This window comes from Paenibacillus oryzisoli, from assembly GCF_001653565.1.
In the GTDB taxonomy this organism is placed as follows: Bacteria; Bacillota; Bacilli; order Paenibacillales; family NBRC-103111; genus Paenibacillus_E; species Paenibacillus_E oryzisoli.
In genome coordinates this window covers 91,896-107,022 of record NZ_LYPB01000074.1, presented here as the reverse complement: position 1 = coordinate 107,022, position 15,127 = coordinate 91,896, and the positions used below count along the sequence as shown (strand labels likewise).

Below are 15,127 nucleotides of genomic sequence, written 5' to 3'. Positions count from 1 at the left end.
GTTGAAATCGGATTTGTCGTTAATTCAGGATCAACTTGATTTCGTTCGCTTTCCCATCTAGCTTAGAGGTGGCTTTCCCGATGTCCTGGAACTCTCCTATAGCTTGCTGGATTCGTCTCTGGCTCTCGGAAGCGTAAATCTGCGAGCGTTTCGTGCTTTCTCCGACTTCCCGGACCTGAGCCTCGATTTCTGCGACGTATTTGCTTGCTTCCTTAGTCGCTTGTTCGACTTGTGCTGCAAGCTTGCGCACCTCGCTAGCCACTACAGCGAAACCTCGCCCGTGCTCCTTTGCGTGAGCAGCTTCGATTGCCGCGTTAAGGGCAAGAAGATTTGTTTGTGAAGCAACGTCTTTGATGGATCGTACGATTTTGCGAATGGAATGGGACTGGTGTTCCAATTGAAGCAAAACAGCCATATTCTCCTCGGAGCCCGAAACGACGTTGCTAACCGCTTCTTCGATTTCCCTGCTGCGAGCTATGCCTTCCTTTGCCCGGTGAAGCAGATCCTCGGACATCCGTAAAAGATCCCCGGTCAATCGGGCAGCCGCTTGTTCCCGCTCATCGATGTTAGTGGCGATCTTCAACACGCCGAACGGTAGTCCATCTTCACCGAGGATCGGCATATAAGTAGCTTCAAGCCAAATAAGACGCCCGTCTTTTCGCACTCTATGGATTTTGTTCTGAAACGCCTTGCCTTGCCTTAATCCTTCCCACAGCTTATGATAGTGAGCACTGTTTCGAAATTCGGGCGTACAGAAAGCCGTATGTCGCATGCCGCGCATTTCCGAGGATTGATAGCCCATGGAGTTCGCGAAATTATCGTTGGCATAAAGCACATTGCCTTCCATGTCGAATTCAATCATGGCAAGGGAGCTTTCGATGGCCGTCATTAATGCACGAAGTTTCGTATCGCCATGTATCTCTATTAAAGCCGTTGCTTGATTTCTGTTCATGGGAATGAGCTCCTCGGTTATGTATAGATTTTATAATCATAATTGTACAAAATCTATACAGAATTATCAATAAATTTTGGGAATCAATGAAAAGTTCATAAAATCGATGAAATTTTTGACAAAGCTCTCCTCATTTTGTATTGATTATGTATAATTAAGTGGAGGAGGGGACGAAATCATGTATAGCATGAAAAAGGCGTCGGAGCTGCTTGGTATCCCAGTCGTAACGATTCGTGCCTGGGAGAACCGATACGGGGTTATAACTCCGAGCCGAAGCGGTGGCGGACATCGGCTGCTAAGCGAAGAAGATCTATCAAAGCTTCGCTTCCTTAAAAACCAAATCGATCAAAACGGCTTGAAGATCAGCGAAGCAGTGGCGAAATTGGTTCAGGAGAACAAGCCTATCCCTCCAGTACAAGAAGCAGAACAAGCGGCGAGCATTCGAACTTACGACATTTTAGCCGAAAAGCTATACATGGATTTGATCCATTTCAGATCCGTCCAAGCGGACGAGACGATAGATCTGGCGTTTGCCTTGTATGACTTCGAAGAGGCGTTCCGACGCATCATTGTTCCTGTTCTATATAGGGCTGGATCGGATTGGGAGGAAGGAAAAATCGTCGTAGCACAGGAGCATTTCGCTTCAGAAACGATTATGCGAAGAATATCCGCCTTGTTCAGAATTTTTCCGGTGAATCCCAGCATGCCTGTTGTATTGGCTTTTTGCCCCGAGGGAGAACGGCATCATCTCGGACTCATGTCGTTTAGCCTATTCTTGCGTAAACGCGGAGCCGAGGTATTGTATTTAGGACCCGATACGCCTTTGAAGGATCTGGATAGTATCATCGCGAGTCAAAATGTATCTTTTATCGCCGTTTCCGTTACGGACCGACGCCATGTGGACAAGCTCTTGGAGTGGATTGAATTAGCCATACGAAACCATCCCCGATTGAGGTTTCTTCTTGGGGGGGCCGCATTCGAATTAGAGGAATGGCGCCCTGCTAAAGCTAATGTTCGTTATATGTCTGTCGAAGAATGGGAAGATTGGCACAACGCTTAAGAATGACTGGGTCAGCAGGATGGACATCGATCGGTGGGGAGAATACGCTTGGGAATGTAAGGTATATAAACCAATACCGTATGTTTGTTAAGGAGAGCAACGGTTGAACAAACGAGGAACGACAGCTGAATCACCGACAATCAGGCCGACGATAATCCCATTAAGCTGAGCCGTATTACAAATAACGGCGAAATAAGTGTTTCAGAACCCTAAGACACCAAGTTTTAGGGTTCTTTCTCTTGAGAGAAATCGGCGCACCGAGACGGCCATTTATAAACCAACCCAGTACCAATACAAGTATGGATAGAATACATTCAATTCCAAAAACCGTTTGCAAGCCGGCAACGATGCTTTGTGGTTTATCTTCAAATGCAACGGGATCGAGCGAACGGTGAAGATAACGGTTGGCTCCGGATGACATGATGCCAACGAACAAAGCGATGCCAATTCCCCCAGCAATCTGCTGGAGCGTATTGTATATGGCTGTACCATGGGGGACCAGGTGAGGCGGGAGTTGATTCATGCCTGCCGTTTGAGCAGGGCAGCTAGCATCGCCCCTCTCTTTATTCCACTTGCCTCTTGAACCTGTCCGTTCATCCTACACCATCACTTTCTAACAAGGAGTAAAAATTATCGCGGTCTTCATCATCGAATCGTCCAAGCGCCCGTATCCTGACAAATTCATGCCCACCTAACATGTCGATTTCCTCGCCGAAACTATTGTAGAGTGCAATCATATGGCCATCTTGATTCAGCTCCAGATATCCGTAACAAGTTGTCTCTAGCGCTTTGCCGTAAAAGATCAAAAATTTGATTTTATCCACGCTGTTCATGCAGATCTCCTTCCTTGGTTCCTCATTGATCTGAAGACTATTTTACGTGAGACCGGATGAATTGGAAAAAGCGATATTGCCCTGCATACTCGGAAATTGATTCCTATGTTGAAAACATAAGGGGGGATCTCCCGCTATATCGCTCATTTGCACATTATCTCTTGACGAGATGCGATTTGGGGATTATGATAACGTGCCTGTAAACCCAACAAGCTAATTCAAACGAAAAAGCCGAGCGGTGCAAGCAGGCATTATGCAAGGCAAAGGTGATAACCAATTTGCACCTAACGACAATGCGATCAGAGCAGAGGCTGTAACGGTACTGCTTAATATGCGGGAGCAGAAGTAAAATTAGTACGGAAAAACGCAGCCCTATACACCATTGGGCTGCGTTTTTATTTCCCTGGAAATGGGGATCCTCTAATAAAATCAGGTTAAACGGATTCCTTCAAATGCATTCTTAACTAAATGCTCCACATAGAATTCATCCAAGGTTTCGCCTGTCACAAGCAAACGATAAAAAATTGGTCCATAAATGAGATCAATGCAGATGCCGATGTCGAGATTATTTTTCAATTCCCCGCGTTGAATTCCTTTTTCCAAAAGACCTCGCGCCTCGAGTCGGCGGGGACGGAAAAACCGAGTTCGATAGGCGTCCGCCAATCCTGTATCAAACTGTCCTTCACCTAATAACTGCGTAATGATGGTTCCCTCGCGGCTTGTCAAAAATCCGGTTAAATTCGTAGCGTGAATTAGAACGTCTTTATAGGTTGTACCTGTATCAGGGACGGGTAATCTATCCGTGGCAGCATGCATGAAACCATCCATAACTACAGCAGCTTTGTTAGGCCACCATTTATATATCGTGGCTTTGCTCACTTGGGCGCGTTCGGCAATTTTATCGACGGTGACGGCTTGAAAGCCATTTTCCAGCAATAACTCGTAAGATGCGGAAAGGATAGACTTATGAGATTCTATATTACGCGGTCTTCCTCTTTTTCCATTCATCGTTAGCATCCTCTTTCGTCCTTACATAAATGTAAAACCATTAAAACAAACTATACGTTCAGTATACCAATTATAAATTAAAAATAAAGTTGCACTTGCCTATTTACAAAACTATACGTTCAGTTTAATATTCAAGTTATATAATTAATAAACTATACGTTCAGTATATTAAAGCGGAGAAAATTTATGATAAGGAAGGGGTATGGAATCGTAACTGTCGTAATGCCATGAATTTATTGAACCTATTGAACACATTATATTTCTATATAAGGAGCTGCCGAAAATGACTGCTAACAAAAATCAAGCTATTGAGAAAAATATTCCAACCTGGCTAACTGTACTTCTGGCTGCCGCATGCGGTGTCATTGTAGCAAATCTTTACTATGCCCAGCCGTTGGTTGGGGTTATCAGCTCTTCCATCGGGCTGTCGCCAAGCAGTTCTGGCTTAATCGTGACGTTAACACAGATAGGTTATGTAGTCGGCTTGTTATTTATTGTACCTTTGGGAGATATCGTTGAAAATCGAAGGTTGGTTGTCGCATCCTTAGTTCTTACAGGTGTTGCTCTTGCCGTTACGGCAGTATCGAAGCAAGCTGTGCTATTCTTGGCAGCCTCGTTAGTCATCGGAATAGGGTCCGTTGCGGCGCAGGTACTCGTACCTTTTGCATCATACCTTGCATCGGATTCTTCACGCGGTCGTGTTGTCGGCAATGTCATGAGCGGTTTGTTGCTTGGCATTATGCTCTCGCGTCCATTGTCTAGCGTCGTGGCCGACTTTCTAGGCTGGCATGCCGTATTCGCGTTGTCTGCCGCAGCGATTATTAGTTTGGCAATTGTCTTGTCCAAGGTGCTGCCTGAAAGAAAACCCACAAATGCCACACGATATACCGCTCTGCTCGCATCGATGTGGGGTTTGCTGCGCACAACTCCGATCTTACGCCGTCGGGCAGCTTACCATGCATTTGTGTTTGCGACTTTCAGCCTATTCTGGACAACAGTTCCATTACTGTTATCTGGCCCTATGTTTCATTTTTCGCAGATAAAAATTGCGCTGTTCGCGCTTGTTGGAGTCGCAGGTGCGATCGCCGCGCCTATAGCTGGACGGTTAGCTGACCGCGGCTGGACGAAACCCGCAACAGGGATAGCACTCGTTACTGTCGTCTGTTCCATGTTGCTGCCGCTTATATTCCGCACGGGTTCAATGACCGGAATTATTATTCTCGTCGTTGCAGCTATTTTATTAGACGCGGGCGTATCCGCAAATCTTGTGCTTGGACAACGGGCACTGTTCTCGCTTAGTCCAGAAATTCGTAGTCGGCTGAATGGGCTTTTTATGGCAATCTTCTTTTTTGGCGGTGCGATCGGATCCGCGATTGGGGGATGGACCTATGCGACAGGAGGATGGAGTGCCGTATTATGGATTGGCATGGCTTTCCCCCTCGCAGCTATTCTTTATTTTGCGACAGAGAAGAAGTAATGCTAGGCGGAAGAATGAATCAACAGTGAATACAATGATGTTTATATTCAGTTTATAAGTCTAATTTATTCTGTAATCACACCATTAAAAATGGCATGGATTACGGGAGGAACGAATATGACAAAAAATGTTCTAGTGAGTGGAGCTAGTTTCGCAGGTATCTCAACTGCCTACTGGATGAAACACTTGGGATACAATGTGACCGTAGTGGAGATCGCCAAAGGTCTCAAAAAAGGCGGAACACCTGTAAATATCCGTGAAAATACGGTCGACATCGTGAAACGGATGGGGCTGCTCGACGAAATCAAGTCTAATAAAATAAACATGGAATTAATAGAATTCAAAAATTCAGAGGATGTCACCGAAAAAGTGGAATTGCGCGTGGATCTCGCAGAGGATGAATATGAAATCGAGCGAGACGTATTGTTGAATATCATGTTCAACTCTGTCAAAGATGATGTGGAGTTTATTTTTGGCGATAGCATCGTTTCAATGAAGGAAGATAGTAACGGCGTCGACGTAGCTTTCAAAGGGGGCCAGAAGCGCTCGTATGACCTGGTATTCGGTTGTGATGGTATCCATTCGGCCGTCAGGAAATTATGCTTCGGGGAGGAAGCCGAATACTCGCATTTTCTTGGAACTTATTTCTCTATAACGATAGTGGATAAGTTGTTGATCAGGGAGAATACGACACAGATGTACAATGAGCCGGGCAAGGCGGTTATGCTGAACAGTTACAATAATAAAACCGATATCGTCCTCTGCTTCTCTTCGGAGAAGGAAATCCCTTATGACTACCGAAACGAAGAAGGGCAGCGGACTATCATTATGAATCAGTTTGCGGGCCTAGGCTGGCGAACGCCCGAATTGCTGGAAGAGGTGAAGAACTCGCAAACTTTTTACTTTGACAAGCTATGCCAAATGAAAATGCCATCATGGACAAAAGGCAGGGTAGCACTTGTCGGTGATGCTGGATACTGCGCTTCTCCAGCTGCTGGCATGGGTGGATCACTCGCCATAGATGGTGCAGCCGCGTTGGCGGATGCTTTCCAGGAATGCGATGGTGATTATGAACTTGCGTTCCAAGCCTACAACAAGAGTTTCCGTCCTTTCATCGAGGAAGTGCAAGCTAACGCGGCACAATTCGTAGATTTCCTTGTTCCACGAACGGAGGAAGCCATTCGCCAAAGAAATTTGCAAGAAGGGTACGATTTATAAAAAGCTTTGGTTATTGTTCATGAAATGAGGAAAGTCGGGCCGGTTACCGGTCCGACTTTCTCTGTTTCAATGGATAGATATTACCGCCAATAGGTAATTCGTTCACCAGGCAATCGCACAGATTCATGCCCGGCTTCTTTCGCTTTTCCAATAGAGAGGATCATGACCGGTACATATCGCTCGTCGTCTAAATCAAATGTGCTAACAACTTTATCGCGTTCAAAGCCTGCCATAGGATTCGTGTCATATCCATGCGCGCGGGCTACCAGCATGAGCTGCATAGCAAATAAGCTTGCATCGATTTTGGCAATTTCGATCTTTAAATCCCTAGGTATGTGAGGAAACATGCTCATAATTTGTGTAACCTGCTTGTCGCGTACATCGCTAGGCATTTTCCCTTGTTCCACAGCCGTATTATAAATTTCTTCTACATACAGTTCACTCTGAGTATCGCCTATTATGATGAGCATTGCCGCGGAAGTATCATTTTGTTGCGTATTAAACTGAACAAGAGGTCGCAGTTTGTTTTTCCCTTCAGGGGAGTGAACGACGATGACACGCCAAGGCTGTATATTCGCAGAGGAAGGTGCTAGACTTGCTTCTTGAATGATAGCTTGCAATTCTTCTTTTGGAATGGGAATGTTCTCATCATATAGTCGTACGGAACGACGGCCGGTAATAATGTTGACAAAATCGTTATTTTGAATGTGTTCCAGCATGTAATCTCTCCTTTGGATGTCACCAATTGTTTTGACAGTTGTGATGTCATTGGTTATCATGTTGTTTAGTATGAACTATGAACCTTGGTTCATAGCAAGTATAAATGATTTGTAAGCATAGGAAGGGGAACGGTTATGAAAGCAAATGAGGTTTCTAAGCTGACAGGGCTGTCCATATCCACCTTGCGATTCTATGAACGCAAACAATTGATTCCGGAGCAGTTTATCTCGAGGGATGAGAATAATTACCGTGTATATGATGAAGAAGTGGTTACCTATTTGCAGGATGTGAGAACGCTGCTCACGGTAGGTTTTACAGTTCAGGAAATAATTGTACTCATTAGTGAAAGTTCCGATATCGAGAAGAAGGTATTGGTTACGGAGAAAATTATATATATCCAGGAGCTAGAGGCAAAATTGGAAGCATCGAAAACTTTCTTAACGAATGTGTTAGAGGGTAAGGCGAATTTTCAGACCCGATGCAACTATGAGCATTAACCGTGGCATGAAATTACAGATCATATTTGTAGTAAGCGAACTCGGTGTGCGGGTATAGGCTAATCGATATAAATCGCTATAGGATAGGACTTAATTTGCGTGTTATACTTATCGATGACGAAGAAATATGTTGAAAATAATAGCATTCATCGCTTTTAGAGATCGAAAATGTCATGTTTTGTAGACCATTCAATTCATGGAGGTGTGTTATGTCGAAGCAGGACGAAATTCCGGCCTATACCCTCTTTACAATGCCGTCCAACCGTTTGCAGCGGCGGTCTGCTTTTGTCATTGGCCTGGTCATAGCTATTATTACGTTGATGTGCGTTCCGTTTGCCCGATTGGACTTACCCAAGACCAATACATTCCTACCGACTTTGTTAGGCACAGTGATCTGTTTTGAGTGGATGACCATCTTTGTGTTTTACAATCAGTTTCGCATCCACCGCTCCCCACAGATCTTAGTCCTGTGCGCAGGATATTTGTACACTTCTCTGATGACATTGGCCTATTTACTACTATTTCCGGGGTATTTCCCGCCGACATACTATCGACCGGGCAATCAGACGGCCGAGTATTTGTATGTCTTCTGGCACGCCGGATTCCCTTTGGCCATATTGGTCTATACCGTCATGGAACGTTGGTTCAAAGTGGTTCGATGGAGCGAAAAGCAAGCCCTGCGGGGAACCATTATACTAGGTATCGGTGTTGTCTGCGTCGTGGCTTGCATCGTATATAGTTCGGTCTCTTTTGAAAATCGACTGCCCCATTTGATGAACTTCGGCCTTGTGTCGAGGTTATTTACGTTTGGCTTTGCTCTGCCAATCATGGTACTTAGTTGTGCAGCTTTCATATTCTACTACAGACTGACCCGGGCAGGCACAGTAATTTCGTCCTGGTTCTGCGTAGCATTGCTTGCAAATGTATTGGATGTGGGAATCGTCTTGTGTGGCGGCAACCGATTCAGCCTGGGATGGTATGTGTCCAAATTCGATACGTTTATTTTCGCAAATATCGTGCTTGCCGCAATCATTTATGAATTTATTCAAATGTACGTGAAGATGACGGGACTATATGACCAAAGCCGGAAGAAGGAACGCAAGATTGCAGAGCAAAACAAGATTATTGAACGTATGCTGGCATCTAGCCATGAAGCGGTTAGTATGTGCGACAATCGGGGATTGGTTGTTTTTACTAATGGCAGGTTTGAGGAATTATTTGGACGAGCATTGTCTACAGGAGATTCCTTAATAACTTATTTTCAGGGAATGAAGCTATTGAATGGAGGCGTGCTTACCGAAGAGATGCTCATATATTTTGAGAAAACACAGGCTGCCTTCCGGGAGTTCGTTACTCATCGGGCGTCTGATGGAGAGACTTACTATTATGAGTGTCATGTCACTCCAATCAGGGATGAGGAAACCACCACTTTCTATGGGCATTTAATCGCCTTCGGAAACCGTACTGAAACCGTAAATAAGGCACACCATGATGAATTGACCGGACTGCCAAACCGTCGGTATATTGGGGAGTGGCTTGAACGCCGAGTGTCCTTACAAGAAACGGGAGAGGCTCCTTATGCATTGCTGTTCCTGGATCTGGACGGGTTTAAAAAGGTGAACGATACGCTGGGGCATGAAACTGGCGATAGACTCTTACAGGAAGTGTCCGCCGTGCTCAAACGGTGTACTGACGATCAGTGCATTGCTGCCCGCTGGGCCGGGGATGAATTTGTAATCCTAGTGGAACGGGTCGAACATTATGTTGATTTGGATCAGTTAGCCAATAGTGTTATTTCTGCCGTACGGCAAATTAAAAATATCATGGGCTACCCAGTGACCATCTCCTGCAGCGTAGGGATTGCTTTAGGAAATGAGGCCAATATGGATGCAAAGACAATTCTGCATCAGGCGGATCAAGCAATGTACGAGGCCAAGTCGAATGGGAAAGACCGTTACTGCTTTTATAGCAAAATAGCGTAGGATTAGCCCCGATAAGAAGGGGCTTTTTTAAATTGGCGCGGAAGATACGCGCCGTCAGGCGCATTGTTTGAATTTGTATAATTACTATTATGATGCGCTATGAGTATATGATGCGAATTGCAAGGTTTACGCCTAGATGGATCAGAAGTATAATTATGGAAAATATACGACCCAGCCTAGATAAAAGATTTTCAGAATAAGAGAGGAACTGATTCCAATCCATGAATCAATTAATAGAGCCATATAGCGATGAGATTGTCCACATCTTCGGGAAAGCCTCAGCTCAATTGCAGACGCTGCCGGAGGAATTGAAGGAGCAAGCTTTGGCGCTTCTGGGCAAGTGCCATCCATTGAATAGGAAGGACAACGAGGGACCTAATATGATCAGCTACCTGCTGCCGTATTGGGTCGGAGAGACCTTGGGGAGCCCGATCGAGTTGTGTCGCGAGTTAGCGGTGGGGAATTTGTACGGGATGTTGTCCTTCTTTCTCTTAGATGACGTTATGGATGAAATGAGAGATGTTCGGCGTTCGCTAGCGCTTAGTACGGTTTTGAATCAGCGCTTCTTGGAGGCTTATCAGTGGTGTTTCTCAGAAAACCCTCAGCTGTGGGGTTGCTATAATCGCTATTTAGCCCAGTGGGCAGATGCTATGTACCGTGAGGAAGACGAGCCTATGGACCCGCGGGATCCTGGCCGATTGGCTCGCAAGGCTGCCCCAGTGAAGCTGTGCGTCGCAGCATTGTTGCTTCAAGCTGGACAGGTCAATAAGATGCCTCATATGGAGAAAGCCATTGATCTGGCCCTAGCGGTACTCCAACTCTCCGATGACTGGGCAGACTGGCTGGAGGATTTGCCGACAGCCTCCTGCAACGCTTTCCTGGTGTTGTTGCGGGAGAACCTTCAGCTACAGGTGGGCGAAGTTATGGATGAGAGCATGGTGAAACGCAGCATCTACCGTGAGATGGCTTTAGGAGGGCTTGCGACCCTTGCAAGCGATTATGCGGATGAGTTGACAGCCATGAAGGAGGCTCCTGCGTCCCTTCAGATTTTCGCATCGACCATGGCTGAAAGCTTGCAGTTTAAAGCAAATGAGATCAAAGATCGCTATGATAGGTTGTTAAATGATGGCGGGTTTTCAATTTATTTAGCAGAAAATGGTTAAAAATGGTACAAGCTATCTAGTTCTATGGTAATATGGAGATGCAATTACATCCTAATATTTGGAAGGTAGTGTTGTCATGTCCATCGATACGTTGAAAGTGAATATCATCAAGAAAGCTTGGGAGGACGAGGATTTCAAGGCGCGTTTGCTGGCAGATCCTCGTAGTGCACTGCAAGAGGAGTTCGGACATGAAATTCCTGAGGGTATTGAGCTGAATGTGATGGCTGTAACACCTACGAAGTATGCGCTGATTATTCCTCCGAAACCGGAGGAATTGGATCAATTCACAGGTAGTGGGGTACAGCCGCAAATGGCTTCTTGGAGTTAAAGTTGGAAATGAGAGGGAACCAGGTGATGGCATCGGTTCCCTAGATACAACATGTTCAGTTAAATGACATTATGAAGGTGTATTATATTCCAATATTCGAAAGGTTGTGTTGTCATGTCCATCGATACGTTGAAAGTGGATATCATTAAGAAGGCTTGGGAGGATGAGGATTTCAAGGCGCGTTTGCTTGCGGATCCCCGCAGTGCACTGCAAGAGGAGTTCGGACATGAAATTCCTGAGGGTATTGAGCTGCAAGTAATGGCTGTAACACCTACGAAGTATGCGCTGATCATTCCTCCGAAACCGGAGGAATTGGATCAATTCACAGGTGCAGGGGCACAACCACAGATGGCTACTTGGACATAGTGTTGGAAAAAGGGAACCGAGCGATGGCTTCGGTTCCTTTTCCTTTTCATTAAGTAATTGCAGGCACCATGATTGTTGAATGCTGGTGAATTTAAAATTTATTTGTCGATAATTGGTTAATAATGGTACAAAAGATCTAGTTCCATGGTATGATAAACAGGAAGATATCCTAATATATTGAAGGGTTGTGCTGTCATGTCCATGGATACGTTGAAAGAGAAGATCATTAAGAAAGCTTGGGAAGACGCAGATTTTAAGGCACGCTTGTTGGCAGATCCTCGTAGTGCACTGAAGCAGGACTTCGGAATTGACGTTCCAGAAGGTATTGAGTTGAGTGTGTTGGCAGAAACACCAGCTCATTATGCACTGGTCATTCCCCCACAACCGGAGGAATTAGATCAATTGAAAGCTACTGAGGCACAAGTGCAGTATTCTTGGAACTAGGGTTGGAAACGAGAGGGAACCGGATGATAGCTTCGGTTCCTTTTCCTTTTTCACTATGAAATACTAAGCTGCCCTCCATGACTTCGATGATACGGAAGGTAACCATTAGGCCGAGGCCAGTTCCTTTGGACTTTGTTGAGAAGTAAGGCTCTCCTAGCTTCGCGATCTGCTCTGGTTCCATGCCTTCGCCGTTATCTGCAATGCGGATGACAGCGGTTCCTCCCTCGACCCAGGCACTAATGGCAATATGGCCCTCTTCGTGAAGGGACTCGATGCTATTTTTGATAATATTGATCAATGCTTGCTTGAACTTGGATGAGTTGCCCAAAATGACAAGAGGTTCGGGCACGTGGACCTCCAGCTCCCCCTTATTCAGCAAGACGAGAGGTGTCATCATTGTTTCGATCTGTGCCAGTTCATGCTGCAAATTCAGCTCTACCAGGGTATCCAGTTCCGGTTTCGCAAAGGTCAGGAAGTCTGTTATGATACCTGACGCCCGATCTAGCTCTTGAATGGCTAAGGAAAAGTAGGACTTATCGTGCTCTACTGATTTTCCCGAGAGCAGCTGCAAAAAGCCTCTTGTGACTTGAAGCGGGTTGCGTACTTCATGAGCAATTGATGCGGCCAGTTCACTGATAATCTGCATTTTCTCTGTCCGCTGCAGTTGGTGATTGTAGAGCTCCAGCTCCTTGGAGTAGGAGAGGAGCCGGGCATAGTCTGATGCAATGCGGCGGTTCAGGATCATCACCAGGGAAGCGATCAGAATAATGATGCCAAGTTTCCATAAATTTAACATACGCAGTGTATCTATCGTGTACATCAGCACGAGATCCGTTACACCGGATAGGGCAAGGATCAGAATGCCCAGAGAGAGGATTAGGGAATTGGGATTCTGCATAGCGTTCCGAAAAGCGAGGACGCTAATGAGAATTAGTTGTCCGATAATGAGCGGTGCGCCCAACAAGAAGGTCAGAAACCCGTAAAGAGAATACAAGGGAGTTCCGACGATCTTATACAATACCATAACGCAAAAGCTAACTGAATAATAGACAACAAGCCAGCGAAACACTCGCTTGATCCACGGATACCGGCCTTCGAATATGTGGGCGACGAAGTACAGCAAGGCAGGAAACATAATATAAATAGACGTATCAAAAATAAATACGAACACGTGTCCAAGCTCAGGAAAGTAGTAGTAAGGCATAGCCGAGTAGGTCATAATCAGAATGCCGCTGCACATGACAAATAAGGTAAGCGCCAAAGCGATACTGCGTTGCGCCCGGTTCAGGTACAAGGAGCAGAGAAGCATCATGAGCGATAGGAAAACGAAGCCCGCACCTAGCAACAGGTTAGGCAATTCCTTCCGGACGACTTGCCGGGAGTTTTCGGGAAGCTCGCCGAGTTGGACATTACTGGTAATGCCTGCACGTTCCTTCGCTGTTAGCTGCATATACAGATCGCTAGTTGCCTCAGCATGATCAAGTGGAAGTTGGAGAAGGGTTCGCTCGAAGTCAAAGCTGCGAGTGACCTGATAGACGGGCTTGCCGTTCTCATAAATCATTATGTTCATGGCGTATAGGCGTTCAATGAATAGCCCGGGTTTGGATAGATTGGACGTCGGGGGGACAGTCAAGTGAATCCATGCGCCGACCATCCCTTTGGGAATGGCATCAAACGGGTGCTCAACCGTGGCAGACAGCCACTCTCCGTCCATGTCAGGCAGGGCGTCTTCTGGAGCTCCAACAGGAATCCATTGCACTTTCCAGGCGGTTATTGGAGTACTGGCAGAATCCTCCGATGAAGTTACAAAGGGATACAAGAGCAATGCCAAGAAGGCAGCGCCGCCAAATGTGAGTAGTAACAAGATTAAGTGAAAACGCTTCATTTGCGCACCTCGTGGGGGACACCCAGTATTTTCATGTATGCCTATAAATTCGACAAAATTGTATATTAACCCTTTCGTTGCCGACAAAATTTTACAAATCCACTAATACGTCAAAAGACCCACTTCACAGCCGTATACGAACGGATAGAAGAGGGTCTCTATTTAAGTTACAACATTACATTTTATCGGCCAGCTAGAATGGCATCAGACAAGATATCGATTTGATTCTCGACGGCAATAGGATCATCGTTATACAAGTAATTATAGTTCACTACATGGACGTTTCCGTTTTTGACCGCTTTTAGATTTTTCCAGAGAGGGCTACTCTCCAGCTCTTTAAGAACAGTCGAAGTACCATCAGGGTCATAGGTCGTCAAGATAATGTGATCACCTGCAAATTCCGGTAGCACTTCGTAAGAGATCTCACGATACCACTCTTTCGCATTGCGGAATTCTTTCTCAACATTGGGAGCAGGAGTTACTTGCAGACCATCATACAACGCATAGCCGCCCATATTCACGAACCCATATACGCGAAGTTTATTTTTCCAAATGTTGAAGATGGTGAATGTCTCATCCTTGCTAATCTTACTGGCAACCTTCTTCCGAGCTGTTTCTACTTTCGCATCGAATTGCGTAATCCATTGTTCTGCTTCAGCTTTCCGCCCCAGAATGTCTCCGAAGATGCGGACAGAATCCTTAGGTCCCCCACTTAGTTCCAACGGAACGGTTGGAGCGATCTTGGAGTAATTATCATACTTCGAGGCTCCCCAGGAAATAATGAGATCGGGCTGCAACTCAACGATCTTCTCCAGCGATTGCCCAATGCTCTCCGTGCCATCTTTCTTAATGAAAGGATGGTTCTTAAGTACGAAGTCATCTGTACCGATAGGCTTAAGTCCAAGGGCAACGAGTTGGCCATAGTACCAGTCAGTGACTACACGTTCTGCCTTGACAGGAATTACCGAGCTGCCTGCCATATGTGTATAAGAACGGGTCTTGGCTTCAGCAGTTGGCTTAGCCGTTTCCTTAGTAGCGTCTACGGATTGATTAGTGGCGGTTGGTGTTCCCGCGGCACTGCCGGATTCCTTCGCATTACCGCAAGCGACAGTCCCCCCGACCATCATGATGATGATAAAACAAATTAGTATGATTCTCTTTCTTCCCATTACCTATTGACCTCCCATATATAAT

The 15,127-nt window shown here is 45.7% G+C and carries 17 protein-coding genes; 10 read left to right on the top strand and 7 right to left on the bottom strand.

All coding sequences use genetic code 11. From position 1 onward, the window contains the following. Window positions 1-19 precede the first annotated feature (19 nt). The gene (locus A8708_RS36875; RefSeq protein WP_068666910.1) at window positions 20-952 is read right to left on the bottom strand and encodes a methyl-accepting chemotaxis protein; all 933 of its coding nucleotides are present in this window, start codon (window positions 950-952) and stop codon (window positions 20-22) included. Window positions 953-1,130: 178 nt separating this feature from the next. Between A8708_RS36875 and A8708_RS20600 the strand changes: the two genes are divergently transcribed. Then, window positions 1,131-2,012 (top strand): MerR family transcriptional regulator, encoded by an 882-nt coding sequence (locus tag A8708_RS20600; protein WP_068666908.1) that lies wholly within the window; start codon window positions 1,131-1,133, stop codon window positions 2,010-2,012. A gap of 175 nt (window positions 2,013-2,187) precedes the next feature. On the opposite strand, the gene A8708_RS20595 is transcribed toward A8708_RS20600, so the two are convergent. Continuing rightward, entirely contained in the window at window positions 2,188-2,535 is a 348-nt protein-coding gene (locus A8708_RS20595; protein WP_068666906.1) for an MFS transporter, read from the bottom strand. A 70-nt stretch (window positions 2,536-2,605) separates the two neighbouring features. After that, a complete protein-coding gene (locus A8708_RS20590; RefSeq protein WP_068666904.1) occupies window positions 2,606-2,845 on the bottom strand; it encodes a hypothetical protein in 240 nt (79 codons plus the stop codon). A gap of 238 nt (window positions 2,846-3,083) precedes the next feature. Between A8708_RS20590 and A8708_RS34965 the strand changes: the two genes are divergently transcribed. Further along, window positions 3,084-3,194 carry an S-layer homology domain-containing protein gene (locus tag A8708_RS34965; protein WP_082927670.1) on the top strand — a complete coding sequence of 37 codons (111 nt, stop codon included), beginning with the start codon at window positions 3,084-3,086 and terminating at the stop codon, window positions 3,192-3,194. Between the two features lie 80 nt (window positions 3,195-3,274). Here the strand turns inward: A8708_RS34965 and A8708_RS20585 are convergent, their stop codons facing one another. Beyond that, window positions 3,275-3,853 carry a TetR/AcrR family transcriptional regulator gene (locus tag A8708_RS20585; protein WP_068666902.1) on the bottom strand — a complete coding sequence of 193 codons (579 nt, stop codon included), beginning with the start codon at window positions 3,851-3,853 and terminating at the stop codon, window positions 3,275-3,277. Between the two features lie 283 nt (window positions 3,854-4,136). On the opposite strand from A8708_RS20585, the gene A8708_RS20580 reads away from it, so the two are divergent. Both A8708_RS20580 and A8708_RS20575 read left to right on the top strand, forming a co-directional pair. Beyond that, on the top strand, window positions 4,137-5,330 hold the full coding sequence (locus A8708_RS20580; RefSeq protein ID WP_068666900.1) for an MFS transporter: 1,194 nt from the start codon (window positions 4,137-4,139) through the stop codon (window positions 5,328-5,330). A gap of 117 nt (window positions 5,331-5,447) precedes the next feature. After that, on the top strand, window positions 5,448-6,548 hold the full coding sequence (locus A8708_RS20575; protein WP_068666898.1) for an FAD-dependent monooxygenase: 1,101 nt from the start codon (window positions 5,448-5,450) through the stop codon (window positions 6,546-6,548). A gap of 80 nt (window positions 6,549-6,628) precedes the next feature. Here A8708_RS20575 and A8708_RS20570 read toward each other — a convergent pair whose 3' ends face one another. After that, a complete protein-coding gene (locus A8708_RS20570) occupies window positions 6,629-7,267 on the bottom strand; it encodes a nitroreductase family protein (RefSeq protein ID WP_068666896.1) in 639 nt (212 codons plus the stop codon). Between the two features lie 135 nt (window positions 7,268-7,402). Here A8708_RS20570 and A8708_RS20565 point away from each other — a divergent pair, with 135 nt between their 5' ends. The 6 genes from A8708_RS20565 (at window position 7,403) to A8708_RS20540 (ending at window position 12,048) form a co-directional block, all read left to right on the top strand. Then, complete coding sequence (locus A8708_RS20565) at window positions 7,403-7,765, top strand: helix-turn-helix domain-containing protein (RefSeq protein WP_068666894.1); 363 nt, start codon at window positions 7,403-7,405, stop codon at window positions 7,763-7,765. 209 nt (window positions 7,766-7,974) lie between these two features. Next, complete coding sequence (locus tag A8708_RS20560) at window positions 7,975-9,747, top strand: diguanylate cyclase domain-containing protein (protein WP_068666892.1); 1,773 nt, start codon at window positions 7,975-7,977, stop codon at window positions 9,745-9,747. Window positions 9,748-9,968: 221 nt separating this feature from the next. Next, entirely contained in the window at window positions 9,969-10,910 is a 942-nt protein-coding gene (locus A8708_RS20555; RefSeq protein ID WP_068666890.1) for a hypothetical protein, read from the top strand. A 76-nt stretch (window positions 10,911-10,986) separates the two neighbouring features. Further along, entirely contained in the window at window positions 10,987-11,238 is a 252-nt protein-coding gene (locus tag A8708_RS20550; protein WP_068666888.1) for an NHLP leader peptide family RiPP precursor, read from the top strand. A gap of 114 nt (window positions 11,239-11,352) precedes the next feature. After that, window positions 11,353-11,604 carry an NHLP leader peptide family RiPP precursor gene (locus tag A8708_RS20545; protein ID WP_068666886.1) on the top strand — a complete coding sequence of 84 codons (252 nt, stop codon included), beginning with the start codon at window positions 11,353-11,355 and terminating at the stop codon, window positions 11,602-11,604. 195 nt (window positions 11,605-11,799) lie between these two features. Further along, on the top strand, window positions 11,800-12,048 hold the full coding sequence (locus A8708_RS20540; RefSeq protein WP_068666884.1) for an NHLP leader peptide family RiPP precursor: 249 nt from the start codon (window positions 11,800-11,802) through the stop codon (window positions 12,046-12,048). Here the strand turns inward: A8708_RS20540 and A8708_RS20535 are convergent. Then, complete coding sequence (locus tag A8708_RS20535) at window positions 12,014-13,933, bottom strand: sensor histidine kinase (RefSeq protein ID WP_068666882.1); 1,920 nt, start codon at window positions 13,931-13,933, stop codon at window positions 12,014-12,016. The genes A8708_RS20540 and A8708_RS20535 overlap by 35 nt on opposite strands. A gap of 182 nt (window positions 13,934-14,115) precedes the next feature. Beyond that, window positions 14,116-15,102 (bottom strand): ABC transporter substrate-binding protein, encoded by a 987-nt coding sequence (locus tag A8708_RS20530; protein ID WP_068666880.1) that lies wholly within the window; start codon window positions 15,100-15,102, stop codon window positions 14,116-14,118. Between the last annotated feature and the right edge of the window lie 25 nt (window positions 15,103-15,127).

Excerpts from the sequence above, each read along its gene's own strand:
- A8708_RS36875 (WP_068666910.1), bottom strand. The coding sequence starts at position 952 with ATGAACAGAAATCAAGCAACGGCTTTAATAGAGATACATGGCGATACG.
- A8708_RS20600 (WP_068666908.1), top strand. The coding sequence starts at position 1,131 with ATGTATAGCATGAAAAAGGCGTCGGAGCTGCTTGGTATCCCAGTCGTA.
- A8708_RS20595 (WP_068666906.1), bottom strand. The coding sequence starts at position 2,535 with ATGAATCAACTCCCGCCTCACCTGGTCCCCCATGGTACAGCCATATAC.
- A8708_RS20590 (WP_068666904.1), bottom strand. The coding sequence starts at position 2,845 with ATGAACAGCGTGGATAAAATCAAATTTTTGATCTTTTACGGCAAAGCG.
- A8708_RS20585 (WP_068666902.1), bottom strand. The coding sequence starts at position 3,853 with ATGAATGGAAAAAGAGGAAGACCGCGTAATATAGAATCTCATAAGTCT.
- A8708_RS20580 (WP_068666900.1), top strand. The coding sequence starts at position 4,137 with ATGACTGCTAACAAAAATCAAGCTATTGAGAAAAATATTCCAACCTGG.
- A8708_RS20575 (WP_068666898.1), top strand. The coding sequence starts at position 5,448 with ATGACAAAAAATGTTCTAGTGAGTGGAGCTAGTTTCGCAGGTATCTCA.
- A8708_RS20570 (WP_068666896.1), bottom strand. The coding sequence starts at position 7,267 with ATGCTGGAACACATTCAAAATAACGATTTTGTCAACATTATTACCGGC.
- A8708_RS20565 (WP_068666894.1), top strand. The coding sequence starts at position 7,403 with ATGAAAGCAAATGAGGTTTCTAAGCTGACAGGGCTGTCCATATCCACC.
- A8708_RS20560 (WP_068666892.1), top strand. The coding sequence starts at position 7,975 with ATGTCGAAGCAGGACGAAATTCCGGCCTATACCCTCTTTACAATGCCG.
- A8708_RS20555 (WP_068666890.1), top strand. The coding sequence starts at position 9,969 with ATGAATCAATTAATAGAGCCATATAGCGATGAGATTGTCCACATCTTC.
- A8708_RS20550 (WP_068666888.1), top strand. The coding sequence starts at position 10,987 with ATGTCCATCGATACGTTGAAAGTGAATATCATCAAGAAAGCTTGGGAG.
- A8708_RS20545 (WP_068666886.1), top strand. The coding sequence starts at position 11,353 with ATGTCCATCGATACGTTGAAAGTGGATATCATTAAGAAGGCTTGGGAG.
- A8708_RS20540 (WP_068666884.1), top strand. The coding sequence starts at position 11,800 with ATGTCCATGGATACGTTGAAAGAGAAGATCATTAAGAAAGCTTGGGAA.
- A8708_RS20535 (WP_068666882.1), bottom strand. The coding sequence starts at position 13,933 with ATGAAGCGTTTTCACTTAATCTTGTTACTACTCACATTTGGCGGCGCT.
- A8708_RS20530 (WP_068666880.1), bottom strand. The coding sequence starts at position 15,102 with ATGGGAAGAAAGAGAATCATACTAATTTGTTTTATCATCATCATGATG.